The sequence below is a fragment of the Marinobacterium litorale DSM 23545 genome (assembly GCF_000428985.1).
Taxonomy (GTDB): domain Bacteria; phylum Pseudomonadota; class Gammaproteobacteria; order Pseudomonadales; family Balneatricaceae; genus Marinobacterium_D; species Marinobacterium_D litorale.
In genome coordinates, this window is the sequence record NZ_AUAZ01000039.1 from 1 (window position 1) to 26,711 (window position 26,711).

The 26,711-nt window shown below is 57.7% G+C and carries 23 protein-coding genes and 1 riboswitch; of the genes, 11 read left to right on the forward strand and 12 right to left on the reverse strand.

What is annotated here, in order from left to right:
• Window positions 1-469 precede the first annotated feature (469 nt).
• Both pfkA and G403_RS0118640 read left to right on the forward strand, forming a co-directional pair.
• Window positions 470-1,474 (forward strand): 6-phosphofructokinase, encoded by a 1,005-nt coding sequence (gene pfkA / locus G403_RS0118635; protein ID WP_027855328.1) that lies wholly within the window; start codon window positions 470-472, stop codon window positions 1,472-1,474.
• A 13-nt stretch (window positions 1,475-1,487) separates the two neighbouring features.
• Window positions 1,488-2,105: a DUF502 domain-containing protein gene (locus G403_RS0118640; protein WP_027855329.1), complete on the forward strand. Its 618-nt coding sequence runs from the start codon at window positions 1,488-1,490 to the stop codon at window positions 2,103-2,105.
• 16 nt (window positions 2,106-2,121) lie between these two features.
• Here G403_RS0118640 and G403_RS0118645 read toward each other — a convergent pair whose 3' ends face one another.
• The 4 genes from G403_RS0118645 to G403_RS0118660 all read right to left on the reverse strand — a co-directional run bounded on the left by G403_RS0118645 (window position 2,122) and on the right by G403_RS0118660 (window position 5,619).
• Window positions 2,122-2,751, reverse strand: coding sequence for an MBL fold metallo-hydrolase (locus G403_RS0118645; RefSeq protein ID WP_027855330.1), 630 nt, complete (start codon window positions 2,749-2,751; stop codon window positions 2,122-2,124).
• A 61-nt stretch (window positions 2,752-2,812) separates the two neighbouring features.
• On the reverse strand, window positions 2,813-4,441 hold the full coding sequence (locus G403_RS0118650; RefSeq protein WP_027855331.1) for a methyl-accepting chemotaxis protein: 1,629 nt from the start codon (window positions 4,439-4,441) through the stop codon (window positions 2,813-2,815).
• 108 nt (window positions 4,442-4,549) lie between these two features.
• On the reverse strand, window positions 4,550-5,410 hold the full coding sequence (locus tag G403_RS0118655; protein ID WP_027855332.1) for a CHAD domain-containing protein: 861 nt from the start codon (window positions 5,408-5,410) through the stop codon (window positions 4,550-4,552).
• 17 nt (window positions 5,411-5,427) lie between these two features.
• Complete coding sequence (locus G403_RS0118660; RefSeq protein WP_027855333.1) at window positions 5,428-5,619, reverse strand: zinc ribbon domain-containing protein; 192 nt, start codon at window positions 5,617-5,619, stop codon at window positions 5,428-5,430.
• A gap of 130 nt (window positions 5,620-5,749) precedes the next feature.
• A riboswitch (TPP riboswitch) is annotated at window positions 5,750-5,858 on the forward strand.
• Window positions 5,859-5,920: 62 nt separating this feature from the next.
• Here G403_RS0118660 and thiD point away from each other — a divergent pair.
• From thiD to thiC, 6 genes are read left to right on the forward strand one after another with little or no spacing between them, the layout of a single operon-like run.
• Window positions 5,921-6,733 (forward strand): bifunctional hydroxymethylpyrimidine kinase/phosphomethylpyrimidine kinase, encoded by an 813-nt coding sequence (thiD, locus tag G403_RS0118665; RefSeq protein WP_027855334.1) that lies wholly within the window; start codon window positions 5,921-5,923, stop codon window positions 6,731-6,733.
• A gap of 2 nt (window positions 6,734-6,735) precedes the next feature.
• Window positions 6,736-7,470: an ABC transporter ATP-binding protein gene (locus G403_RS0118670; protein ID WP_084404112.1), complete on the forward strand. Its 735-nt coding sequence runs from the start codon at window positions 6,736-6,738 to the stop codon at window positions 7,468-7,470.
• Window positions 7,467-8,240, forward strand: a complete 774-nt coding sequence (locus G403_RS0118675) for an ABC transporter permease (protein WP_027855336.1) — start codon at window positions 7,467-7,469, stop codon at window positions 8,238-8,240. The genes G403_RS0118670 and G403_RS0118675 overlap by 4 nt, the downstream gene beginning before the upstream one ends.
• Before the next feature lie 20 nt (window positions 8,241-8,260).
• Window positions 8,261-9,193, forward strand: coding sequence for an ABC transporter substrate-binding protein (locus G403_RS0118680; RefSeq protein WP_027855337.1), 933 nt, complete (start codon window positions 8,261-8,263; stop codon window positions 9,191-9,193).
• 15 nt (window positions 9,194-9,208) lie between these two features.
• Window positions 9,209-9,871, forward strand: coding sequence for a thiaminase II (gene tenA / locus G403_RS0118685; protein ID WP_027855338.1), 663 nt, complete (start codon window positions 9,209-9,211; stop codon window positions 9,869-9,871).
• 25 nt (window positions 9,872-9,896) lie between these two features.
• Window positions 9,897-11,783 (forward strand): phosphomethylpyrimidine synthase ThiC, encoded by a 1,887-nt coding sequence (thiC, locus tag G403_RS0118690; protein WP_027855339.1) that lies wholly within the window; start codon window positions 9,897-9,899, stop codon window positions 11,781-11,783.
• Between the two features lie 86 nt (window positions 11,784-11,869).
• Here thiC and pbpG read toward each other — a convergent pair whose 3' ends face one another.
• Complete coding sequence (gene pbpG, locus G403_RS0118695) at window positions 11,870-12,784, reverse strand: D-alanyl-D-alanine endopeptidase (protein WP_027855340.1); 915 nt, start codon at window positions 12,782-12,784, stop codon at window positions 11,870-11,872.
• A 204-nt stretch (window positions 12,785-12,988) separates the two neighbouring features.
• Here pbpG and hexR point away from each other — a divergent pair, with 204 nt between their 5' ends.
• Both hexR and G403_RS0118705 read left to right on the forward strand, forming a co-directional pair.
• Window positions 12,989-13,876: a transcriptional regulator HexR gene (hexR, locus tag G403_RS0118700; protein ID WP_027855341.1), complete on the forward strand. Its 888-nt coding sequence runs from the start codon at window positions 12,989-12,991 to the stop codon at window positions 13,874-13,876.
• A gap of 242 nt (window positions 13,877-14,118) precedes the next feature.
• On the forward strand, window positions 14,119-14,334 hold the full coding sequence (locus G403_RS0118705) for a PA3496 family putative envelope integrity protein (protein WP_027855342.1): 216 nt from the start codon (window positions 14,119-14,121) through the stop codon (window positions 14,332-14,334).
• A gap of 60 nt (window positions 14,335-14,394) precedes the next feature.
• Here the strand turns inward: G403_RS0118705 and G403_RS0118710 are convergent, their stop codons facing one another.
• The 5 genes from G403_RS0118710 to G403_RS0118730 form a co-directional block, all read right to left on the reverse strand.
• A complete protein-coding gene (locus G403_RS0118710) occupies window positions 14,395-15,885 on the reverse strand; it encodes an FMN-binding glutamate synthase family protein (protein WP_027855343.1) in 1,491 nt (496 codons plus the stop codon).
• Window positions 15,886-15,985: 100 nt separating this feature from the next.
• Complete coding sequence (locus G403_RS23935) at window positions 15,986-17,185, reverse strand: NAD(P)/FAD-dependent oxidoreductase (protein WP_051299278.1); 1,200 nt, start codon at window positions 17,183-17,185, stop codon at window positions 15,986-15,988.
• Between the two features lie 4 nt (window positions 17,186-17,189).
• Window positions 17,190-18,053, reverse strand: coding sequence for an ABC transporter ATP-binding protein (locus tag G403_RS0118720; protein ID WP_027855344.1), 864 nt, complete (start codon window positions 18,051-18,053; stop codon window positions 17,190-17,192).
• Between the two features lie 12 nt (window positions 18,054-18,065).
• A complete protein-coding gene (locus G403_RS0118725; RefSeq protein WP_027855345.1) occupies window positions 18,066-19,070 on the reverse strand; it encodes an ABC transporter permease in 1,005 nt (334 codons plus the stop codon).
• An 83-nt stretch (window positions 19,071-19,153) separates the two neighbouring features.
• On the reverse strand, window positions 19,154-20,524 hold the full coding sequence (locus G403_RS0118730) for a CmpA/NrtA family ABC transporter substrate-binding protein (RefSeq protein ID WP_036234587.1): 1,371 nt from the start codon (window positions 20,522-20,524) through the stop codon (window positions 19,154-19,156).
• A 463-nt stretch (window positions 20,525-20,987) separates the two neighbouring features.
• On the opposite strand from G403_RS0118730, the gene G403_RS0118735 reads away from it, so the two are divergent.
• Entirely contained in the window at window positions 20,988-23,612 is a 2,625-nt protein-coding gene (locus G403_RS0118735; protein ID WP_027855347.1) for a nitrate reductase, read from the forward strand.
• Between the two features lie 237 nt (window positions 23,613-23,849).
• On the opposite strand, the gene nirD is transcribed toward G403_RS0118735, so the two are convergent.
• Both nirD and nirB read right to left on the reverse strand, forming a co-directional pair.
• Window positions 23,850-24,191, reverse strand: coding sequence for a nitrite reductase small subunit NirD (gene nirD, locus G403_RS0118740; RefSeq protein WP_342665446.1), 342 nt, complete (start codon window positions 24,189-24,191; stop codon window positions 23,850-23,852).
• Window positions 24,188-26,704: a nitrite reductase large subunit NirB gene (nirB, locus tag G403_RS0118745; RefSeq protein ID WP_027855349.1), complete on the reverse strand. Its 2,517-nt coding sequence runs from the start codon at window positions 26,702-26,704 to the stop codon at window positions 24,188-24,190. Before nirB ends, nirD begins: the two co-directional genes overlap by 4 nt.
• Window positions 26,705-26,711: the final 7 nt, after the last annotated feature.

The window sequence follows — 26,711 nt, forward strand, 5'->3', positions numbered from 1 at the left end:
CATCCTGCTCAAGGTATAAACAACGCTAAATGAATTCACATATAGGTTGCTTGTCTTGAGATATAAGCTTTGTGTGCTTAGATCCCGACAAGCGCCCACACGAATTACCTGATCGACTTGTTAAAGAGCGTGCTGAGCGACTTATGCTTGCCACCGCAGTGGCTGTATCCGTCGTCTCAAGCGAGGCGCATATCTTACCGCCTCAAACTTCAGTGTCAACCAATTTTTTGCTTCGTTTTCGGTAACTTGGAGTTGAACTCTGGTTGCCGAACCCGTGGCTCGTTGCCGCTGAAGTGGGGGCGTATTCTACTGAGATTCGACACCCCGTCAACAACTTTTTCAGGCCTTTTTAAAAGATCTTCCTTTTAGTCGCTCATACGTCCGCGATCCATACCGCCACGGTGGATTAACCCGGGGGTATAGTGCTAAACAGAGAGTTGGATTCGGCGCCCCTATCAAGGATTTCATGATGTATACCTTGCCTTCGCTTGAAATAACTCGCACTTACAAAGCCATCGCCGTTTTGACCAGCGGCGGCGACGCACCCGGTATGAACCCGGCAATAAGGGGGGTAGTCCGCGCTGCGCTTGGCCAGGGCATTCGTGTTTTTGGGATCAACCGTGGCTATAGCGGTTTGATTGCTGGTGATATGGAAGAGATGAACTCAGCGTCGGTGAGCAATATCGTTCAGCGCGGTGGCACAATCTTGAAAAGTGATCGCTGCGAGGGCTTTAAAAGGCCAGAGGTTCGCGCCCAAGCCGCCGAGATCCTTCGAAACCATTCGATCGATGCGCTGGTGGTTATTGGGGGTGATGGCTCCCTGACCGGAGCCCATCTGCTTTTCGAGGAAACGGGTATTGATGTTATTGGTCTGCCGGGCACCATCGATAACGATATCTTTGGTACCGATGACACCATCGGGTTTGATACTGCCGTTAACACTGCACTGGACGCCATCGATAAGATCCGTGATACGGCGACCTCTCACGAACGCCATTTTCTGGTCGAGGTCATGGGCCGTAATTCCGGTTTTATCGCCATAAACGTGGGCATGGCCGCCGGCGCCGAACTGATTGTGGTACCCGAACGTGCCGTAGAGGTCAGCCAGATTAGTCAGGAGCTTGCTGAAAGCCGACAGGCGGGTACCGGCTCAAGCGGGATTATTGTGGTCGCCGAAGGCCCGGAACCCGGTCTGACCTATCGCCTGGCAGAAAGACTGCGGGAACATAACCAGGACCCGCGGGTCTGTATTCTCGGCCATATCCAGCGTGGAGGGAGCCCCACCGGTCATGACCGGGTGCTGGCCACCTGCATGGGCGCCATGGCAGTGCGTTATCTGTGCGCCGGATATAGTGACATTATGGTGGGCGTGCGTGACGGGCGTATTCTGGATGTGCCGCTTCATGATGTAATCAGTTTCCGCAAAGGACTGGACCCCACCCTGCTGGATCTTGCTCTGCAGGTTCATCGCTGATGAGGAGAACGGCATGAAGCCGATACTGCGCTTTTTCTTCCAGGGCCTGTTGGTCCTGCTGCCGGTCGTGCTCACCGGTTATCTGGTATGGACGATTGCCCATGCCCTGAACGACCTGTTGTTCATAATGATCGGTCAGCATATTGAACGTATTGCCGGCGTCGAGCTCCCACAATGGCTCAGCTCCATTCTTGGGTTGGTATTAGTGCTCGTCTTGATCACGTTTACCGGCATGCTGGCATCGATCTACCTGGGACGCTTTATACTTCAACGCATCGACCAGCTGTTACAACGGATACCACTGGTTCGACTGCTGTACAGTTCACTGAGTGACTTGTTCAAGGCGTTACTGGGAGATCACCGTGGTTTTGACCAGCCGGTACTGGTTCAACTCACAGCCGACCCCGGGATTAGAGTTGCGGGTTTCATCACCCGGGATGATCTGAGCCTGCTTGGGCTGGAGGATGAGGTGTCAGTCTATCTACCCCAATCGTATAACTTTGCGGGGAACCTGATTATCGTTCCCCGGGAGCGGATTACGCCGATTGATGCTAAAGCCAGTCAGGTAACCACGTTTATTGTCAGCGGCGGAGTCTCGACCAGTAGCCGGGAGCAGAAGCCGAAACTCTAATACCCTGGTGTATCCGCTACCTGAGAAACGGGTTAGTCCTGCGCTCGTCACCCAATGTGGACATGGGACCATGGCCAGGTATGAAATCGACATCATCACCCAGTGGTAACAACCGCTCCTTGATCGAACGAATCAGAGTGGCATGATCACCTTGGGGAAAGTCGGTTCGGCCAATAGAACCGGCAAAGAGGACATCGCCCACCTGTGCAACGGCGCTTTCCTGATCATAAAAAACCACATGCCCCGGCGTGTGGCCAGGACAATGAATAACGCTCAGTTTTACATCCCCGACACTCACCTCATCGCCATCAACCAGCCAGCGATCTGGCTCGAAGCCTGCGACTGGATCGAAGCCGAACATGGCACACTGCTGGGCCAAACCCTCTATCCAGAACCGGTCTTGCTCGGCAGGCCCCTCTACCGGCAGTTTAAGGCGGGCGACCAGGTCTGCCGTTCCACCAACATGGTCCAGGTGGCCATGGGTCAGCAGTACTTTGGTCAGGCGAACCCCCTCCTCTTCAACGGCGTTCAGGATGCGCTCCACATCGCCACCGGGGTCAACAACGGCGGCTTCACCGGTTTGTTCACACCAGAATAGGGTGCAGTTCTGCTGAAAAGGGGTTACAGGAATAATTCGATATTTCATGGCAGCTCCAGAACCGTTTAAACCGGTGCCCCAGTATACGCGGGGCACCGTTACAACCCAATCAGGTCTGGAATCGGCTGATCCGCTGCTGAAGCTCTTCTGCCAGCCCTCTCAGTTGCTCACCTTGAGCTGAGACCGTACTTGCTGCACTCACGGTGGCTTCGGATGCACGGGTAATCGACAGCAGGTTATTGTTCATCTCTTCGGAAACCTGACTCTGCTGCTCGGCCGCCGCGGCCACCTGCACACCCATATCCCGTACGGCGTTCATATCCGCAACGATACGCTGGAGTTCCTCACCGGCCTGTAGCGCTTTGGTGACGCTCTCATCGGCCCGGCTGCGTGATCGTTCCATCACCTCCACGGCACGTTTGGCGGCGCGACTGAGCTTTTCGTTCATATCACGAATCTCTTCGGTGGAGCCACGGGTGCGTTGCGCCAACTGACGAACCTCATCGGCTACCACAGCGAAGCCCCGACCAGACTCGCCAGCGCGGGCAGCCTCGATTGCCGCATTCAGCGCCAACAGGTTGGTCTGCTCAGAAATCGCTTCGATCTGACTCAACACTTCGCTGATCTGCTCGGTGTCACCCTCAAGCTCCTGAATCACGCTGGCAGCCTCTTCAACTTCCTTCGCAAGCGCCTTGATACGTTGCACGGTATCATCAACGTCATGGCTGCCTTCGTCCGCCTCATGGTCGGCACTATCAATTGCATCGGCTGTATCACCGGCACTGCGTGCAATCTCATGAATACTCGCCGCCATCTCATTCATAGCGGTCGATAGAAGTTCCGCCTCCTGGGCCTGCTGATCCAGTGCATGACTGGTTTCATCGGCGCTTGAGGCCAATTCGGAAGCACTGCCGCTAAGCTGGGTACTACTGGCAGCGATACTCTGAATCAGGTCCTGGAAAACGGTCAGTGTTTTATCGATCTGACGCCCGACGCGTCCCAGCTCATCACGGCTGTTCAACTCGGTACGCACTCTCAGGTCGCCCGCCGCCACTTTCACCATGGTATCAGCCACCCGATCCAGCGGCTGACAGATGGAGCGGGCAATCATCCACGCCACAAGCCCCATGATCACCAGGGCGATAACAAGCTGAATGCCAACGTGAATCACGCCGTCCTGAAAAGTAGCATTGAGATCCTGAATATAGATCCCGCTTACGACGACCCAGCCCCAGGGTTCGAAAACTGTGCCGTACGACAGCTTGGCCTGGGGCTTATCCTCCCCGGCCTTAGGCCAGTCGTATTCAAAATATCCCTGACCACTACCCTTACCGACCAACGCAGCCATCTGACGGAAGATCGGCTGACCATCACTGCTTGTGCTATTGGCCATGGCCTTGCCTGAGAGACTGGTATCAGCCCCGTGCAAAACCATCTCTGCCTTACGATTCAATACAAAGAAGTAACCGTCTTCCCCATAACGCATCGACTCAATCAGTCCACGGGCGCTTTGCCGGGCCTGTTCCTCACTCAGCTCTCCACTGTCAACCCGCGCCTGCTGTCCCTCAAGCATGGTTGTGACACTCTCGACCAGGGCATGCAGCTTTTCCTGACGCTCTGTGTACAGCTGCTCTCTCATATCGAGGAGCGCCAGCGAAGAGACCAGGGCCAGCAATACGCCGGCCACTAAAATAAGCGCCCAGAGTTTGGACCGCACGGAAAGATTCGATAGAAACACAGGTCAGCTCCATTCCTTTACGAAAGACCCAGTTCGGGACATACCAACGGCATGGTTGAGTCGCCAAAAAGGCACATTTATCAGCCTGTTAGACTAACACCGAAGCCTTCACGCTACCACTTTCTCAACCCGCTTCTTAAGCGTGGTGTTGGCATATACTTTTTTGCCTTCCTTAAGGGCTGCAGCGAGCAATGCCGCCCGGCGCTTATTGAGCCTGGGCATCAACCACTCCAGATCGCTTTGCCAGTAGTAGCGCCGGCGTGCCAAAAGCCGCTCCTGCAACATATCCAGGTCATGCAGATCACCCAGATAATCGCTGAGCAACTTCAGGCGGCGCGTGTGTTTGTCTTTGGAGCTCTGCAGCAGCTGGTTCTGGTAATAGGCGTGTTTAACCGATTTGCGCCAGTCGTGAAGGAGTTCGGAGCCGGCACAATCACGAGCTTTACGCCAAGCCTTCAGCCCCTTGTCGTAGCTTTTACGCAAGCCTTTGCGCAGATCTTTGGGCCGCAGACCGGCCAGATCCATCCTGACCAGTTCATGTGCGATTTGATCCAACGCCTGCTCTACCCGAATCCAGTCCGTGGGCTGCCGGGAGGTCGCCGAGTCTGAATCCGTCTCCAGTGCAGCCAACAGACTCTGGCCCGACGGATGACCGGAGGCCCCCAGGTCAATTAATGTATCTATGGCCACATCGGAGTCACGCGAGCCTGACAGATCATTGGCTAGCTGGCGGCAACGGTCATTGATCCGCTGATATTCCGGTTCCGATAAGCGTCCACGGACCAGTCGAAGAAACGCACGCAGCCGCTTCATCGCCACACGTACTTGGTGAATCGTTTCCTTTTCACCCATTTTCTCCAACGCCGCCAGATCCTGTCGCGCAGTGTCAACCAAACTTAAAGCGGCGTCCCGGGTCGCGGCTTCGATTTTTTCCTGTCGCTTTTTTTTGCCTAATGCTTTCTGCTTCATTATCCCTTGGCAGGACGTTATCCGCCCTCGCGCTCCACATCCACCTGCACAAAACCCTCTGGCGGTACCTCAACCCGCACCAGCATTGGTGCGCAGCAAACCGGACAGTCTTCAATATACTCCTGTTCCGGCTCAATACACTCAACACGCAGCGAGATCAGTTCGCTGCACCAGGGGCATCCTACTTCTACATTTTCCTCGGGGTTCATCACAACGCCCTCTTTTTATTGATGGGTCCCTCTCAATCAACACCGGGCTCTGGATACAGTTATAGCGGATATAACAGAGTTTGCTGCGCTGGACAGGGTTAACCGACACACCTAGACTAGGCCCCTGACTTTATCTTGGTCGGGGTGCCCCACCGTTATTGAAACGGCAGAGGGCTGAGATTACACCCGCAGAACCTGATCCGGCTTGAACCGGCGTAGGAAATCGAGATACACCTATGCAACACATCCAAACCTGCAAAACAGGCTGGCTGTGCGGTTCGCCGTCACAGAGGAGCCTGACATGAGCACCACCCCTATCGCATTGACCATCGCCGGCTCCGACAGCGGCGGCGGCGCGGGTATTCAGGCAGACCTGAAAACCTTTTCGGCTCTGAGTGTCTTCGGAGCCTCGGTTATCACGGCGCTGACTGCCCAGAACACGCGCGAGGTCCGCGCAATTCACGATGTTCCGCCGGCGTTTATCGCCGATCAGCTCAATGCCGTGCTGGATGATCTGACCGTCAATGCCGTGAAGATCGGCATGCTGAGCCGTCCTGAAACGATCCAGACCATCGCCACCATTGTGCGTGAACGCTCACTGGACAATGTCGTCCTGGATCCCGTAATGGTGGCGAAAAGCGGCGACAAGCTTCTCGCCGATGAGGCGATCGACGCACTGCGCAGTGAACTGCTGCCACTGGCCACTCTTATTACTCCCAACCTGCCTGAGGCCTCTGTTTTACTGGGTGTCGATGAAGCCAATGACTCCGATGCCATGCGCGAACATGCAGCTGCATTACTGAGTTTTGGCCCCAGAGCCGTATTGATAAAAGGCGGTCACCTTTCCGACTCGGGCAGCGAGGAGAGCTCCGATCTACTGCTCAACGCCCATCGCGAGCGCTGGCTACCGGCGAAAAGGATCCAAACTCGCAACACCCACGGCACCGGCTGTACGCTCTCCTCCGCGATCGCGGCCGGTCTGGCGAAAGGCCTGGATATCGACATAGCAGTGGAGCAGGCAAAAGCCTATATCGGTGAAGCAATCGCCGCTGCTGATCGCCTATCGGTGGGCAATGGACACGGACCCACTCACCACTTCCACCGCTGGTGGTGAAAGTGGATATACGGCTTGAGAGAGCCAGCCTCAGCTGGCGGCATCACTGTGTCTTCAGCAACCTTGACCTGGAGCTGCCCGGCGGCCAGTGGACCTGTATTCTCGGCCAGTCAGGCGTGGGTAAAAGCTCACTGCTCCAGTTGATCTGCGGTATCGCTGACGAAGCGGATATCAGCGGCAGCATCCACTGCAGTGATGGCAAGCCGCTGGATGGCCGGGTCGCCTGGATGGCCCAGGATGACCTGCTGCTGCCCTGGCTTCGGGTTATCGATAACGTGGTGCTGGAGGCACGTTTGCGCCCAGGCCGGCGCGAACCCGGGCAATATGAGCTCGCCCGCTACCTGCTGAGCCAGGTAGGCCTGACCGATAAAGCCGATACACTGCCGGGGCAACTGTCCGGCGGCCAGCGCCAGCGTGTCGCCCTGGCCCGCACCCTGTTTCAGAACCGCCCACTGATCTGCATGGATGAGCCGTTTTCGGCGCTGGATGCGATCAATCGGCTGCGTTTGCAGGACCTGGCAGCCGACCTGCTTGCAGACCGCACGGTGCTGATGATTACTCACGACCCACTGGAAGCACTGCGCCTGTCGGACCGGGTACTGGTGTTAAATGGCTCACCGGCCCGGCTATCCGCCCCCATTCAGCCGTCGGGGAAAGCGCCGCGCCAGGTCAGCGATACCGCCATCCTGTCGTTGCAGGGGCAATTGCTGGAACTACTGGCAGGAGAGGCTCCATGAGCGAACGCTTGCTGCGGCCTCTGATCATTGCCCTGGGGCTTACATTGCTTTGGCAATGTATCGTTTGGGTGACCGTTGCTCCGAAGTTTATCCTGCCGGGGCCGCTCCAGGTTCTGACAACCCTGATCGATCAGCTACCGCTGCTGTTACGCCATGCCGGTGTCACACTGACCGAAATTCTGCTGGGCCTGCTCCTGGGCGTTTTCCTGGGCCTGGTCAGCGCCCTGTCCCTGATCACCTGGGGAGGGCTGCGTCGCTGGCTGATGCCGGTACTGGTGATCAGTCAGGCTATACCGGTATTTGCCCTGGCACCGGTGCTGATGCTCTGGCTGGGCTACGGCATGGCCTCAAAAGTGGCCATGGCAACACTGATTATCTATTTCCCGGTAACCGCCGCCTGCTTCGATGGCCTGCGCCAGACGCATACCGGTTATCTGAAGCTGGCCCGGACCCTGGGCGCCAGCCGCCGCGCCCTGCTCTTGCAGATCCGCCTGCCCGCCGCATTGCCGGCGTTTGGTTCCGGCCTGCGCGTAGCCGCATCAGTGGCACCCATTGGCGCCGTAGTCGGTGAATGGGTGGGCTCATCCACCGGCCTTGGCTACCTGATGCTGAACGCCAACGCCCGCATGCAGGTAGACCTGATGTTCGCCGCCTTGCTGGTTCTGGCATTAATCGCTGTCAGCCTCTATTTCCTGATCGACTTTCTCGCCCGCTGGCTCACGCCCTGGCAGGCAGACACGATGCACTCTCAAAACCGGCGCGACCGGTAAGCAATAGAACGAGGATCACCATGAAACGTTTGAGCACCCTGATAATCGCCAGCCTGTTTACCGCCCAAAGCTTTGCCGCGGACAAGGTGGAGCTGCTGCTGGACTGGTTCATCAACCCGGATCACGGGTCACTGATTGTGGCTCAACAGGAGGGCTACTTCGCCGAGCAAAACCTTGACGTCTCGCTGGTCGAACCCTCCGACCCGTCCCTGCCGCCGAAACTGGTGGCGGCTGGCGAGGCGGATATGGCGATCAGCTACCAGCCTCAGTTGCACCTGCAGATCGACCAGGGCCTGCCACTGATGCGTATCGGGACGCTGGTGGCGACGCCACTGAACTCACTGGTGGTGCTGAAGGATGGGCCGATCCAGTCGATCGCCGATCTCAAGGGCAAAAAGGTCGGTTTTTCCGTGAGCGGATTTGAGGATGCCCTGCTGCGCGCCATGCTCGGCCAGCATGACCTGACGCTTGAGGATATCGAACTGATCAATGTGAACTGGTCACTCTCCCCATCACTGATTGCCGGCCAGGTAGATGCGGTTGTTGGTGCCTTCCGTAATTTCGAGCTGAACCAGATGGATATTGAAGGCCATCCGGGCCGGGCATTCTATCCCGAAGAGCAGGGTGTACCGGCCTACGACGAGCTGATTCTGGTCGTAAACAGCGCAGACAAGGGCGATGACCGTCACACCCGTTTCCTGAAAGCGATTGAAAAAGCCACCCAGTACATCGTCAACCACCCGGACAAGGCATGGCAGAGCTTTGTCAGCTATAAGCCGGACGAGCTGGATACCGAGCTTAACAAACGTGCCTGGGCTGACACCCTGACCCGTTTTGCCCTGCGCCCGGCAGCTCTGGACGAGACCCGCTACCGGGAGTTTGGTGCCTTTATGGTTGAGCAGGGCCTGACCGAGTCCAATCCGTCCATCGATACCTACGCCACCGCACCCTGAACCCAAGGAGGAGCCATGTTACTTTACGAGCGTCTGAAAACCAGCTGCAGCGATGACTGGCGCGCCTATACCGAACATGCTTTTGTGCGCCAGCTGGGCCAGGGCACGTTGCCCCAGAGGAGCTTTCAGCATTACCTGAAACAGGATTACCTTTTTCTGATCCAGTTCAGCCGTGCCTGGGGACTGGCGATCTACAAAAGCGCCGACCTGGACGCCATGCGCTATGCCCAGGCAGGGCTCAACGCCATGCTTGATACCGAGATCGGCCTGCACGTTCAGTACTGTCGCGACTGGGGCATCGACGAGCGCGAGCTGCACCAGTTGCCGGAAGCAGCGGCCACCGTGGCTTATACCCGTTACGTGCTCGATACCGGCATGGCCGGGGATCTTCTCGACCTCCACGTCACGCTTGCTCCCTGCATACTCGGTTACGCCGAGATCGCCCAGTGGCTCGCCGCTCAACCAGACACCCTGCGTGAGGGTAGCCCCTATAACGACTGGATCGAAATGTATCTGAGCGAGGAGTACCAGCAGGCCGCACAAACGGAGCTGGAGTTGCTGGAAAGCCTGGGAGCCGATCTACCCGAGTCACGCATCAGCCAACTGGAAACCCGTTTCCGCACCGCCACGCGGATGGAAATCGCCTTCTGGCAGATGGGGCTGGACCTGTCTGACTGAGCCTTTACGCCTACCGGAGAAGATAATGACAACCCAACACCCGAACACCACACCACTCAATCGAAGTGCCCGCGTCGACAGCGCCTCAGTTCAACCATTTCCCAAGTCCCGCAAGGTTTACGTGGAAGGCAGCCGCCCCGATATCCGCGTACCGATGCGCGAAATTACGCTGGACGATACCCCCACCGGGATGGGCGGGGAAAAGAACGCGCCGCTCTACGTCTACGATACATCCGGCCCCTACACCGACCCGCTGGCCGACATCGATGTACGCAAGGGACTCACACCGCTGCGAGAACAGTGGATTCTGGAACGGGACGACACCGAGCAGCTTGATGAACTGACCTCCGAATATGGCCGCGCCCGCGCCGCCGATCTTCGCCTGGATGAGCTTCGTTTCGAGCTGACCCGCAAACCGCGCCGCGCCATGGCCGGTAAGAACGTGACCCAGCTGCACTACGCCCGCCAGGGAATCATCACCCCGGAGATGGAATATATCGCCATCCGCGAGAACATGAAGCTGGCCAAAGAACGTGCCAGTGGCAATGTTAACCAGCAGCACCCGGGGCACAACTTTGGCGCTTATCTGCCCGAGGAGATCACCCCGGAGTTCGTGCGCAGTGAGGTAGCCGCCGGCCGGGCGATCATTCCATGCAATATCAACCACCCGGAGCTGGAGCCGATGATTATCGGCCGCAACTTCCTGGTGAAGATCAACGGCAATATCGGCAACTCCGCCCTCTCCTCCTCCATCGAGGAAGAGGTCGAGAAGATGACCTGGGGTACCCGCTGGGGCGCCGATACCATCATGGACCTGTCCACCGGCAAGAACATCCATGAAACCCGCGAGTGGATTCTGCGCAACTCGCCGGTCCCCATCGGTACCGTGCCGATCTACCAGGCGCTGGAGAAGGTGAACGGCGTGGCCGAGGACCTGAGCTGGGAAGTGTTCCGCGACACCCTGATCGAGCAGGCGGAACAGGGCGTGGACTACTTCACCATCCACGCCGGTGTGCTGCTGCGCTATGTGCCGCTGACCGCCAAACGAATGACCGGCATCGTCTCCCGCGGCGGTTCGATCATGGCAAAATGGTGCCTGGCGCATCACGAGGAAAATTTCCTCTACACCCATTTCGAAGAGATCTGTGAAATCTGCAAGGCTTACGACGTAGCTTTCTCCCTCGGTGACGGCCTGCGTCCGGGCTCCGTTTACGATGCTAACGACGAAGCCCAGTTTGCCGAGCTGGAAACCCTGGGTGAGCTGACCAAGATCGCCTGGAAGCATGATGTGCAGGTGATGATCGAAGGCCCCGGCCATGTGCCGATGCAGATGATCAAAGAGAACATGGACAAGCAGCTCAAGGAGTGCGACGAAGCGCCCTTCTACACATTAGGGCCGCTAACCACCGATATCGCACCGGGTTACGACCACATCACCTCCGGCATCGGTGCGGCGATGATCGGCTGGTACGGCTGTGCTATGCTCTGCTACGTGACGCCGAAGGAGCATCTGGGGCTGCCCAACAAGGATGACGTCAAGACCGGCATCATCACCTACAAGATCGCCGCCCATGCGGCCGATCTGGCGAAAGGCCATCCGGGGGCGCAGATCCGCGATAACGCCATGTCCAAGGCGCGATTCGAGTTCCGCTGGGAGGACCAGTTCAACATCGGTCTCGACCCGGACACGGCACGTGCCTATCACGACGAAACCCTGCCGAAGGAATCCGCCAAGGTGGCGCATTTCTGCTCCATGTGCGGCCCCAAGTTCTGCTCAATGAAGATCTCCCAGGAGGTGCGCGAGCTGGACGAAAGTCAGGTCGCGGCGATTAACGCCCAGGCCGAGCAGGGGATGCAGGAGAAGTCTGAGGAGTTCCGGGAAGCCGGTGCACAGATCTACTCCCCTGTCTGAGTTATAACCGGCTCAACGAAGAAGCCCCGGTGTGGTGAGTAACCATGCCGGGGCTTTCTGTTTGCTACGCTAACACCTGCTGACTATCAGCGACTCTTGTCCGCCAATAGCGTTGCACTGCGCCCGGCACGATTCTTTTCCCGCTCGTAACGGGCCGCCGAGCGCGGCACCTCGCCTCCGACACCCGTCTCCAGCCAACGGCGGACACGACCGGCATCGCCGATATGGGAGCGTTTGCCGAAGGAGTCGAGAAAGACCATTGCCACATCGCGGTTGCCGATCCGGCTCAACATCACCAGACAACGTCCGGCCTCATCGATATAACCGGTCTTGCTCAGCAGGATGTTCCAGTTATCCCGGTTTACCAGGCGATTGGTGTTATAGAACGCCAGGATGTATCGCGGCCGCTGGAAACGCGCATCCATCTTGGAGGAGGTGGTCATCTGGCGCACCGCCGGATACTCGCGGGCAGCCCGGATCAGGCGCACCAGATCCCGCGCCGTGGAAACATTGAAGTGCGACAGCCCGGTTGGCTCCACAAACCGCGTGCTGGTCATACCCAGCGCCTGCGCCTTTTCATTCATGGCCCGCACGAAGGCGAAATACCCGCCAGGGTAGGCATGCGCCAGTGCTGTCGCGGCACGGTTTTCCGAAGCCATCAGCGCCAGATGCAGCACATCCTCGCGGGGCAGTTCACTACCGATACGAATCCGGGAGATCACATTTTGCATATGAACCGAATCCCGAACTTCGATCGGGATGCGCTCATTCATCGGCAAGTGCGCATCCAGCGTTACCAGTGCCGTCATCAGTTTGCTCACCGATGCGATCGGCACCACGGCATCCGGATTTTTCTGATAGAGCAACTCATCCGTTTTCAGATCGACAATCATCGCATTGACGGAAGCCAGCTGCAGGCGGGCAGGGTCAGGGCTGGCAAACAGGGAGCTTGAGAGCACCAGCATCAACAGGGTCAGTACCAGGCGACTTATATACTGCATTTCTTCATATCGTCTACTGAGTCATCGGATTCGAGGCTTCAACAAGCAGTATAATGCAAGGCCGGGCTATCCGACACACCTCCCCAATCCTTTCATTTCCCAGCCAGGTCAAACACTTGGATATTTTTCGGGAAAGTTATGCCTGTTTGATCTGCCTTGATATACTTTTCCCGATGCCAACCATCGAGCCATCAGGAATTACCATTGCACTCATTCAACCTGCTTAAGTCGATCGCGGACGCGCGTACCAAGCTCCGAAAATCAGAGCAGAAAGTCGCCGATTATGTTCTGGCCAATCCCAATGAAGTGATTCATATGCGGATTGTCGACCTGGCCTCCGAGGCCAATGTCAGCGAACCGACCGTGGTCCGCTTCTGCCGTGCGTTGAATTATGATGGGTTTCAGGACTTCAAACTGACACTGGCACAGGGCCTTGCCAGCAACACCAGCTTTGAACAGTTTGCACTGAACTCCACCGATACCGTCATCGAATTCAAGCAGAAGATTTTTGACTCGATGATCGGTAACCTGATCAACATCCGCGAGCAGCTCGACCCCACCACGCTGGAGGAAGCGATCGATGCCCTGGCCAAAGCCAAGCGCGTGGAGTTTTACGGTTTTGGTGCTTCCGCCCCGGTCTGTGCGGACGCCCAGCACAAGTTCTACCGCCTGATGGTTTCTGCCGCCGCATACTCGGACCCTCACATGCAGACGATCTCGGCCGTCACGCTGGGCGAGGGCGATGTGGTTGTCGCCATATCACAAACCGGTCGCACCAAAGACCTTCTGCATACGGTAAAACTGGTTCGCGATACCAACGCCACGGTTATTGCCCTTTGCCCCGGTGGCACGCCGCTGGCTGAACTGGCGACCATTCCCATCCATATTGATGTGGAGGAGGACAAAGACCTCAGTACGCTGATGTCCTCCCGTATCGTCCATCTGGTCGTAATCGATGTGCTGGCCGTGGGCGTCGCCATGAAACTGGGCCCGGGCTTGTTCGACCATCTGAAAACGATCAAGCGCAGCCTGCGAAGTCTGCGCCAGAACGACAAGCGTCTGCCAACCCGCCGCCCCGACGATAACGACTGATCCTTTTCACACCCGCCTGTAATCACCCACCCGTCAGCCGCTAGCGAAGACTCGACAGCGCCTGACGGGTTGTCACTTGCCTGCAATAACCAGCTTCTACCATCGACATTGCCTACAACAGCACTGTTTGAATTTTGAGCGGCGTTGGGGTAAAAAAGAATTGACGTATGTCTTCGCGGTCACCAGCGGGACACTTGACGCCCTGTTGGTCGCCGCCGGATCGGTTGATCGGAGCAGGTATTATGCTGGTACAGAAAGATCATGAACTGAGCGAAATTCAGACCGAAGTGTTCGACATCCTCGTCAGCTACGACGTGGAGGAGAAGAACCGTCGCAAGCAGCACGCATCCAAGCGTCTCCTCGAAGCTCGGCGCGCCATTGAGCGGCGTCGGGAGGAGAAAGAGCTCTCTCCCTATCTGGACCGTGAGTCCTGGTTCGATGACGACGAAGAAGAGTAGAGATTAAAAAGGGCCAGCCATCACGTGCTGGCCCTTCTCGTTTACCGGGCCGACACCGGCTCAGTCATCGGGATACAGAATGTTGAGCGGTACGGAGCTGCCGCCATCAACGACGATGGCCGCATGCTCCCGGGTCAGCTGGCGCGGTTCTGATACACCGCAGGCATGTGCGATCATCTCCACCTCATGGACCAGATTGTGGTGGAAGTGAGCGACACGGTCGGCCTTTACCTCCGGTACCAACCCCTGCTGCAGGTGGGGGTCGTGCGTGGTTACACCGGTGGGACAGGTGTTCTTATTGCACTGCAACGCCTGGATGCAGCCCAGCGCGAACATGAACCCCCGCGCCGTCACCACAAAGTCCGCCCCCATACAGATGGCCGCCGCCACATCGGTGGGGTTGATCAGTTTGCCTGAGGCAATTACCCGCACACGGTTACGCAAGCCATGCTGGGTCAGCTTGTTAACCAGAATCGGCAGGCTCTCCTTGAGCGGAAGACCCACGCTGTCGATCAGCGGCAAAGGCGCTGCACCTGTACCGCCGTCAGCACTGTCCAGCGTAATGAAATCCGGTGCCGATTCTGACCCCCGTTGATTGATCGCCTCGCAGAATCCATCAATCCAGCTGGTGGAGCCGAGCACCAGTTTGACGCCTACCGGCTTACCCGTAACCACCCGAACATGCTCGATAAAATCCAGCAGATCCGAGGTAGAGCCAATCTCCGGGTGGCGGTTCGGGCTGATCGACGCCTTGCCTTCGGGAATGCCGCGAATTTCAGCAATCTCCCGATTCACCTTGTCGCCCGGCAAGATACCGCCCTTGCCCGGCTTGGCGCCCTGACTGAGCTTAATCTCGAACATCTTTACCTGGGGCAATGCAGACACCTGCACCAGTTTCTCATCGCTCAGCCGCCCATGCTCATCGCGGACTCCATACTTGGCGGTACCGATCTGAAATACGATGTCGCAGCCGCCTTCCAGGTGGTATGGCGACAAGCCACCCTCGCCCGTATTCATCCAGCAACCGGCCTTTTTCGCACCCTGAGACAGAGCACGGACCGCAGGGCGCGACAGCGCCCCGAAACTCATCCCGGAAATATTAAGAAGTGAGGGCGCATCGTAGGGCTCACGGCAGTAGGGTCCAATCCGCATAGTCTGGGTCTGGGCCGCATCTTCACTGAGGGTTGGGAACGGACAGTTAAGAAAGTAATAGGTACCCGGCCGGCGCAGATCACGGGTGGAGCCAAAAGCCACGGTGTTATCAATATTCTTGGCCGCGCGATACACCCAGGATCGTTGGGCGCGGTTAAACGGCATCTCTTCCCGGTCCATGGCAAAGAAATACTGACGAAAAAACTCACCCAGGCTCTCAAAGATATAGCGAAACCGCCCCAGCAGCGGATAGTTACGCCGGATGGTATGAGCGGTCTGACGCTTGTCCACCTGGTACATGACAAAGGCGGTAATCAACCCACCCAAGATCAGCAACAGCAATAGAAGGCCGATGATGGCGATAAAGTCGATCGCCAGCATGAAGATCGTTTCATTCATAGTAGAGCTCCCTGCACCCGAATCGGCCTCTATCCTAACCGATTGGCAGAGTCAGGGGCAGGGGACGCTCTTAAACAAAAGCCCCGTCAGAGAGGCCGTTTCAGGCATTGAACAGCAACTCATCGCGCAGGCTATCGGTGATCACCGTCTGCTCGCAAAGATGTTTGAAATAGTCCTGTCCAAGGCGAACATCACCATATAAAACCGCTCCGGCAACCCGCCCATTACGCAGCCAAATCTTGCGATAATCGCCCTGCCCGGGATCATGATAGGCGATGGCATCAGCCGACTCCGGATCGATCTCGCCGCAGGAAAACAGTTCGATACCACTCACCTTTAACTGAGTCGCAACGGGCTGCTCCGAATAGTGCGCCGAAGTGCCGGTCAGTTGCTGCGCCAGCACCCTCGCCTGATGCCAGATCGGTGCAACGAGACCATAGGTGGAACCTTCGAACTGACAGCATTCACCCAGTGCATAAACGTCCTCTTCACCGGTCCGCATCTCACTGTTCACCTCTATGGCACGATCACAGGCAAGCCCCGCCCGGCGAGCCAGCTCCACCTCCGGTGTCACACCCGCCGCAATGACCAGCAGCCTGGCCGAAAGATATCGGCCATCCTGCAACCTGACTCCGGTCACATGACCCTGTGCACCCTCGATGGCTTCCAGGCGGGAGTCGGTCATTACCTCCAGGCCACGCGCCTCCAGCGTCTCTCTCAACAGCGCGGAGGCGGTAACATCCAATTGCCGATTGAGTAAATAGCGGCTGCGCTGAAGAACCTTGACGTTCATTCCTCGCTTGCGGAGCCCTTCAGCGGCTTCCAGTCCAAGCAGGCCACCGCCGATCACCACCGCATTCCCGCCCTGCTCCGCCACCTCGGTCATTCGTTCCACATCCGCCCAGGTACGAAAACCCATCACACCCTGCAGGTCGATACCCGGGAGATCAGGCATGGTCGAGCGAGATCCGGTGGCGAACACCAGCTTGTGATAACCCAGCTCGCGACCGCTATCTGTCTTGATCCGATGCCGGTCTGTATCCACGCTGACAACGGGGTCTGCGCAGATCAGATCGATCCCGTGCTCGCTGTACCACTCCCTGCCCTGCAGCTCCACCTGCTGCGGTGTCATCTCCCCCGCCAATAGCGGTGACAGAAGCACCCGGTTGTAGGCCACCCGCGGCTCTTCGCCGATCACCAGTATCGATTCCGGCCTCGGCGAAGCCTTCACCAACTCCTGCAACAGCCGGTTGCCCGCCATCCCGTTGCCGATGATGACAAGATCGTAAGTCGTACTCATCGGTTTACCCGATGGCCCGCTGCTTTTTTTCGCTGCTCTCGCCAGCCTCCGAGCGTCGGATACTGCGTCGCTGCTCCATATCTTCCACCTTGCGCTGCTTCTCATAGAGGAAGCTCAATACCTGATGCCGGTAGTGGTTGTACTGAGAATCATCAGCCAGGGCGATACGATCGCGCGGGCGCGCCAGCTCCACGTTCAACACCTCGCCGACAGTAGCGGCGGGCCCATTGGTCATCATGACGATACGATCCGACAGCAGAACCGCTTCATCCACATCGTGGGTGATCATGATCACGGTATTGTTCAGGTCTTTCTGAATCTCCATCAGTGAGTCCTGGAGGTGGGCTCGGGTCAGCGCGTCGAGTGCCCCGAACGGCTCGTCCATCAACAGGACCTTGGGTTCCATTGCCAGCGCACGGGCAATACCAACCCGCTGTTTCATGCCGCCGGAAATCTCGTCCGGGCGCTTATGCATGGCATGGGTCATGTGAACAAGCTCCAGATTGTGCTCAATCCAGGCTTTCATCTCCGCCTTGCTCTTCGTGCCCTTGAACACTTGCTTTACCGCCAGCTCCACATTCTCGTAGGCCGTCAGCCAGGGCAGCAACGAATGGTTCTGGAACACAACGGCACGCTCCGGACCCGGCTCGTTGACTTCACGTCCATCCAGTACGACGCCGCCGGTCGTGGCCTGATGAAGGCCTGCAACGATGTTCAGCACCGTGGACTTACCACAACCGGAGTGACCGATCAGGGAGACAAACTCACCCTTTTCGATCTTCAGGTTAACGCCATCCAGCGCCTTGAACGGACCCTTGGGCGTCGGAAATTCGATGGATACATCACTGATGTCTAGATGCTTGGCCATGATAAGCCCTCCTTAACGGGTAATTGCGTTCTTGTCCCAGGACACGGTGCGCTGCAGGAACAGCATGATGCGATCAAGCAGGAAGCCGATCAGACCGATCACGAGCACAGCCACCATAATGCGGCCCAGTGAGTCGGAGCTGCCGTTCTGGAACTCATCCCAGACGAACTTGCCAAGGCCCGGGTTCTGCGCCAGCATCTCGGCGGCAATCAGCACCATCCAGGCGATACCCAGAGATAGCCGCAAGCCGGTAAAGATCATCGGCACCGACGAGGGCAGCACGATTTTTACAACATGGGTCAGCCAGTTCAGCCGCAGCACTTTGCTGACGTTCTGTAGATCCGGGCTGACTGCCGAAACGCCCACCGCCGTATTGATCAGTGTCGGCCAGAGGCAGCACAGGGACACAGTGAACAGCGAAGTCAGGAATGACTTGGCGAACAGCGGGTCATCAGTTACATAGACCGCACTGACCACCATGGTCACCAACGGTAGCCAGGCCAGAGGCGAGACCGGTTTGAACAGCTGGATCACCGGGTTCAGCGCCGCGTACAGCGCACTGTTGAGCCCGATGCAGATACCCAGCGGAATAGCGATTGCAGCGGCAATGGCGAAACCGGCCAACACAGTCACCAGGCTTGTGCCGATCTGGTCGAAGAAGGTTGGTTTACCGGTGTAGTCGCGGATTTTGGGGACATAATCCGGGTCTTTGGCCACGCGCTCGGCGTTGCGCTTCTCCTGTCGCTCATAGAATCCGGCCTCACGCTCGCGTTCGTTAATATGTTCTGTGACAAGCGCGCCGGCCTGCTGATAAACCTGTTCAGGACCCGGGAACTGGCCCAGTGAGGTATCAATCTGCTTGGCACCCACCTGCCAGATAAACAGGAAAACCAGAATACCCAGCAGCGGTAGCCCCAAAGCACGGGTGGTACGTTTGAGCCAGCTACTCAGCGTGTCGTTGGATTTGACACCGGCGATGCTGGATACGCCGGCCAGGGTCATACGAATGCTACTCATCTTTTTCCTCCCACCTGGCAAGTGAGGGGCATGTCTGCCCCGTATCTCGCAGGTTGACCGTTGGTCGATGAAAGACCGTCCGATCAGATCTGATCGTCAGCTTTAAGACCGATGTCGAACTTCTCAAGATATTCGTTGGGCTTGCGGCCGTCGTAGGTAACGTTGTCGATAAACTGGGTCTGGGGCGCTTTGAAGCCATCTTCGCTGCCGAAATCCGGGAAATCCGACGCCGCCATATGCCCCTCGGCGATCAGCTCTTTAGCTGCCGTGGCGTAGATGTCCGGACGATACACCTTCTTGGCAATATCCATATACCAGCTGTCCGGCTTGTGCTCGGCAATCTGGCCCCAGCGGCGCATCTGGGTCAGGTACCAGATCGCATCGGAGTAGTACGGGTAGGTGGCGTTGTGCCGGAAGAACACATTGAAGTCAGGCACTTCACGCACATCACCTTTTTCATACTCGAAGGTGCCGGTCATGGAGTTGGCAATAACCTCTTCGTCTGCGCCCACATAGGCCGGACGTGACAGGATCTTGACCGCTTCCGGACGGTTGGCGTTGTTGTTTTCGTCGAGCCATTTGGCGGCACGAATCAGCGCCTTAACTACACGAATATGGGTATTCGGGTACTCCTCGGCCCATGACTGAGAAACGCCGAACACCTTCTCCGGGTTGTTCTTCCAGATCTCGTAGTCGGTAATCACCGGGACCCCGATACCCTTGAACACCGCCTGCTGGTTCCAGGGTTCACCGACGCAGTAACCGTAAATGGTGCCCGCTTCCATGGTGGCCGGCATCTGTGGTGGCGGTGTCACCGACAACAGCGCATCAGCCTGAAGCTGTCCGCTGGTATCGCCCTTGTGCGGTGCATAAAAACCCGGGTGAATACCACCGGCTGCCAACCAGTAGCGCAGCTCATAGTTATGGGTGGACACCGGGAACACCATACCCATATTGAAAGGCTTACCCTCGGAGCGGTACTTATCCACAACCGGCTTGAGGTAGTCAGCCTTAATCGGGTGAACAGGCTTACCATCATCACCGACCGGGATATTGGGCTTCATCTGTTCCCAGATATCGTTGGAAACGGTAATTCCGTTGCCGTTCAGATCCATACTGAACGCGGTGATAATGTCCGCTTTGGTGCCAAATCCGATGGTCGCACCCAACGGCTGACCGGCCAGCATATGAGCACCGTCCAGCTGGCCATCGATCACCCGGTCAAGCAGCACCTTCCAGTTTGCCTGGGCTTCCAGGGTCACGTAGAGGCCTTCGTCTTCGAAGTAGTGCTTCTCGTATGCCACCGCCAAAGGTGCCATATCGGTAAGCTTGATAAAGCCGAATTTCAGCTCCTCTTTTTCAGGGTAGCCGACCTCCGCATGTGCCGTTGTCGCCGTCAAGGCAATGGAAGCAGCCAGCAGAAGTCGCTTCAGGGTTCCCGGTCGTTTACTCATGGTTCTCTCCCAATCGGAAAACAAAAAAGGCGCCGCTCCGCATTGGAACAGTGTCCAAAGCAGAACGGCGCCCTTGCCGTAGTTCATTTACGATGTCTGTATCAATCAGGCTTCACTCAGCGTTGGCGAAGCATTTGTACTTAGCAAAGCACAGTCCGTACCACTTCAATAATTTACCGAAAAAACAGTGAGCTACGGCTATCCCCCACCGATCTTCAGCCACAACCGGTATGAAAGATCGCACCAAAACACAGCACTCTGTTACATTTTTGTGCGCACTTTATGTCCTCCATGCGTTAAGTCCCCCTGTTAACGCCCCTCTTACACTGGCACCTGTTTTGCTTGCTCTGTCTTATCCAGTTGTCTCTTTAGACATCTCAATCTGATTTTGGCAAAGACGCCCGCTTCGACACCGTGTTAGCACGCTGTCTCGATGCGGGCGTTTTTTGTTTGTGGAGTGCACATGAATCAAACAACCACCTGTCCATACTGCGGCGTCGGCTGCGGCGTAACGGCTCAAATAGACGCAGAGCGTGTGATTGCGGTCTCCGGTGACCCTGAGCATCCGGCCAATTTCGGACGGCTCTGTGTAAAAGGCAGCGCACTGGCGGAAACTACTCTGCCCGCTGACCGACTCCTTTATCCTCAGCTTCATGGACAGCGCTGTGACTGGACTCGTGCACTGGATAGTCTGGCGACAGGTTTTCAAGCGATCATCGACCGTGACGGTCCGCAGGCGATCGCCATGTATCTGTCGGGCCAGCTTCTGACCGAAGACTACTATGTGGCCAACAAGCTGATGAAAGGCTTTATCGGCTCGCCCCACGTGGATACCAATTCACGCCTGTGTATGTCATCCACGGTGGCGGGCTACAAGCGCGCCTTTGGCGGCGACCTTCAGCCCTGCTCCTACGAAGATATTGATCACGCAGAACTGATCGTACTGGTGGGTTCCAACACAGCCTGGAACCATCCGATCCTGTTTCAGCGCATGGCCGCCGCGAAAAAGAATAATCCACAACTGAAAGTGGTGCTGCTGGACCCCCGTCGTACCGCAACCGCAGATATCGCCGACCTGCATCTGCCGCTTAAGCCCGGCACCGATGCACTGATCTTCAATGCGCTGCTGGCCGCCCTGGCCGATAGCGGGCAACTGAACCGGCGGTTTATCGAAGCCCACACCGAGGGGTTCGACAGCGCTCTGGCAGCGGCACGCGAAACCGCAGGCAATCTCGCTAATGTGGCGCAGCGCGCCGATATTCCCCTGAGCGACCTGGAGACTCTCGTAGAGTGGTTCTGCCAGCATGAGCAAGCGCTCACTGTCTTCTCCCAGGGCATTAACCAGTCCAGCAGTGGCACAGATAAGGTGAATGCAATTATTAATTGCCATCTGGCCAGCGGCCGGATCGGCCAGCCCGGTATGGGCCCCTTCTCACTCACCGGCCAACCCAATGCCATGGGCGGTCGAGAGGTCGGCGGACTGGCCAATCAACTGGCCGCCCATATGGATTACAGCCAACCCGAATTCATAGAGCGGGTAGGACGGTTCTGGCGAGCACCCAATATGGCGCAGAAGGAGGGTCACAAGGCGCTGGCGCTGATCGAAGCGATAGAATGCGGTGAGATCAAGGCGCTCTGGATCATGGCCACGAATCCACTGGTCAGCCTGCCTGATGCCAACCGCGTGCGTCGAGCACTGGAGATGTGTGAGTTTGTCGTTGTCTCCGAGTGTATGACCCACACCGACACGCTTGCGTATGCCGATCTGGTGCTACCGGCCAGCGGCTGGAGCGAAAAGAACGGCACCGTCACCAACTCCGAGCGGCGCATATCGCGCCAGCGCGGCCTGGTGGCGCCACCGGGAGAAGCGAGACATGACTGGTGGATTATCTGCGAGCTGGCCAAGCGGCTGGGCTATGCAGACGCCTTCAGCTACACGGGCCCTGCCGATATTTTCCGAGAACACGCGCAACTCTCGGGTTATGAAAACAGCGGCAGCCGCGGCTTCGATATCAGCGGTCTGGGCACCCTTACGGCAGCCGAATATGACGATCTTGCGCCCATTCAGTGGCCGGTGACAGTCGCTGCGCCAGAGGGAACACCGCGGCTGTTTGCTGACAACCGCTTTTTTACGCCCAGCGGTCGCGCCCAGTTTCTGGCGATCACGCCGCGTGCGCCTGTGCAGACACCAACCGCGGAGTTCCCGCTGCTGGTGAATTCAGGCCGCATCCGGGATCAGTGGCATACCATGACCCGCACCGGCCGCGCCCCGCGTCTGCTACAGCATTGCGCCGAGCCTTTTATCGAAGTGCATCCTCGGGATGCCGAGCGATACGACTTGCAAGCATCGCAGCTGGCGGAGCTCTCCAACGACCTGGGACGTTATATCGGGCGTGTCCGCATTACCGACCAGCAGCGACCGGGCGAAGTCTTTATCCCTATGCATTGGACCGCCCAGTTCAGCCAGCAGGCGATCAGCGGGGCCCTCTATGCATCGGTGGCCGACCCGGTATCGGGTCAGCCCGAGTCAAAGCAGGGTCGCGCCAGCCTGAAACCGGTTAAAACCCGCTGGGAGGCCCGTTTGATGGTGCGCTCGGAGGCAAAACTCAATGATCACTGGTGGACCCGGGTGCCGCTGAATCATTGCATCAGCTACCGATTGGCGGACAGCCAGCCTGTGGATAACTGGCGTGAATGGTGCGCCAACCTGACCGGTATCCCGACTCTGTGGATTGAAGACTCACACCGGGGCCGCTTCCGCGCCGTTGGTCTTGAGGGTGATCGACTGGAGTGGATCCTGTTAGTGGAGCCGCACCATGAATTGCCGGATCTGGACTGGCTGGATGAGCAGTTTGCACATCCCATCGATCTCGATACACGCCGCCAACTGCTGGCGGCCAGAGCGGCTGAGGGACAAGCCTGCGGTGCCGTGATCTGCAGCTGTTTCCAGGTCCGCGAACCCGAGATCCGTTCTGCTATCGCCGATGGCGCTACGAACACCGAAGCACTGGGCGAACAACTGAAGTGCGGGACAAACTGCGGGTCCTGCCTGCCTGAGCTTAAGGCCCTGATTCAGGACGGGGGGTGAACACCCGCGGCATACCGTACATCCTGACATCGCCGCTCCTGTGCATCCATGCACCCGCGGCATACCGTACATCCTGACATCGCCGCTCCTGTGCATCCATGCACCCGCGGCATACCGTACATCCTGACATCGCCGCTCCTGTGCATCCATGCACCCGCGGCATACCGTACATCCTGTACATAAAAGGGGGTGGCCGATTTGTGTTCGGACACCCCCTGGATACCGTCCTGAATCTATTTACATGGCAACTTCCACGCGATCCCCCTTCACCCTGACCGGCCAGGTTCGCAGCGCCAGCTCCGGTTGCTCCAGGCAGACCCCGTCACGCAAACGAAAGTGCTGTTTATACAGCGGGGAGGCCACTGACCACTCCCCCTGCTGTTCGCATAACAGCCCCCAGGCCAGCACTTCGGCCCGGGAGAACGGATCACGGTGAGCCAGTGCATAGACCTGCGGCTGGTCCGCTTTTGGCCAAAACAACGCCACCGCCTCATCACCCAGTTTGGCGGCTACACCGGACCCGGGTACCAGATCGTTCAACGCACACAGATCCTGCCAGTTATCATTCGTGCTCATCATGCACCCTCCTCGACCAGTTCTCGGGCTGGGATTAGCTGGTCACGCTCGCTGATCTGAACAATCCGTGCGCGACCCGGTTCATCGGTATTCACAAAACTGCGGAAGCGTTTGCGCTTCTCCGGGTTCTCGACCGCTGTCTTCCACTCGCACTGGTAGCTATCGACCACGTGCTGCATACGGGCTTCGAGCTCGGCGGCCAGGCCCAGTGTGTCGTCAATGACCACCTGACGCAGGTAGTCGAGCCCACCGTCCAGGTTCTCCAGCCAGACCGATGTCCGCTGCAGGCGGTCGGCCGTGTAGATGTAAAACATCAGGATGCGGTCGATATAGCGAACCAGCGTCTCGTCATCCAGGTCCGTGGCGAACAGGTCCGCATGGCGCGGTTTCATGCCGCCATTACCACAGACATAGAGATTCCAGCCGTTTTCAGTGGCGATCACACCGATATCCTTACTCTGTGCCTCGGCACACTCGCGGGTGCATCCCGACACCGCCATTTTGATCTTGTGGGGTGAGCGCAGCCCCTTATAGCGATTCTCGATGTCGATCGCCATGCCGACACTGTCCTGCACACCGTAGCGACACCAGGTACTCCCCACACAGGACTTCACGGTGCGCAGCGACTTACCGTAAGCATGGCCAGTCTCGAATCCTGCTGCGATCAGTTCCTCCCAGATCAGTGGCAGCTCGTCCAGCGTGGCGCCAAACAGGTCGATCCGCTGGCCGCCGGTAATCTTGGTGTACAGTTTATAGCGCTGCGCCACCTGGCCGATCACCATCAACATTTTGGGTGTGATCTCACCGCCAGGTATGCGGGGCACGACGGAGTAGGTGCCGTTCTTCTGCATATTGGCCATGAAGGTGTCGTTGGTGTCCTGAAGCGGGACCAGATTGGGCTGGTGAATATGTTCGTTCCAGCAACTGGCGAGAATGGAAGCGACCGCTGGTTTGCAGATCTCACAGCCGCCGCCTTGACCGTAGCGCTCCAGCAGGTGGTCAAAACTTTTAATCTGCTCAACGCGAATCAGATGGAACAGCTCCTCACGGGTATAACTGAAGTGCTCGCAAATCGAACGGTCCACCTGGACCCCACGCTTCTCGAGCTCACTCTCCAGCACCGTTTTCAGCATTGCCGCGCAGCCGCCGCAGCCGGTGGCCGCCTTGGTGCAGGCTTTCAGATCGCCGACGCTGGTAGCACCATCATTCATCGCTTCACAGATATCACCCTTGGTCACGTTATGACAGGAGCAGATTGTGGCGGTATCCGGCAGTTCGGAGCTGGACAGAGTCGGTGCATCGCCGCTGCCAGCGGGCAGTATCAGGGATTCCGGCTGCTCCGGCAGAGGCATATCATTCAGGGCCATCTGCAATAGCGGATCGAAGTAGCTGTTATCGCCGATCAGAATCGCGCCCAATAGATGTTTGCCATCTTCCGATACCACCAAGCGGCGGTAGATCCCTTTACACTCATCGGTGAACCGGTAGCTGCGCGCTCCCGCAGTGTGGCCGTGGGCGTCACCTATCGAGCCCACATCCACGCCTAGCAGCTTGAGCTTGGTGGACATATCAGCGCCCTGGAAGCTGAGCTGACCATCACCGGTCAGATGAGACACCGCCGCCCTCGCCATGGTGTAGCCCGGCGCCACCAGACCGAAGTGACGACCGTTCCAGACCGCACATTCGCCGATGGCATAGATATCGGGATCGCTGGTCAGGCAGTGCTGATCCACATTGATACCGCCTCGCTCACCCAGTGTCAGCTCCGCCGCCCGACCCAGCGCATCCTGCGGACGGATACCGGCGGAAAAGACAATCAGGTCGGTTTCCAGCGACTCGTTATCGGAGAAGCACATCCGCATCCGGGCGTTCTCACCAGCCTCAATGCGGTCGGTGGCTTTACCGGTATGAACCTGAACCCCCAGGGACTCAACCTTGCGCTTGAGCATCGCGCCCGCTTCATCATCCAGCTGCACCGGCATCAGACGTGGTGCAAACTCCACCACATGCACCGACAGACCCAGACTTTTCAGGGCATTGGCGGCTTCCAGGCCAAGCAGGCCCCCGCCGATCACCACGCCGGTCTTTACCCCCTCGGCACTGGCGCGGATCGCATCCAGGTCATCCAGGGTGCGGTAAACCAGGCAGTGATCGGCATCACCGCCCGGAATCGGCGGTACAAACGGGTAGGAGCCCGTTGCTAATACCAGCTTATCGTAGGGATATTCACCCGCTTCGGTCACAATGACTTTACGGCTGCGATCCAGTCCGGTCACTGCTTCACCCAGGTGAAGATCGATCTGCTCATTTTGGTAGAACCCCGGCTCCCCCAGCTTTAGATGATCGGCACTGGACTGCTCGAAATAGCTGGAAAGATGGACACGGTCATAGGCCGGATGATGCTCCTCACCAAATACGGTCAGCTGATAATTCGCCGCTGCATCGGTTTTCAACCACTGCTCTACAAAGTGATGACCGACCATTCCATTGCCGACCACGATCAATCGCTGTTTCATGGTATTG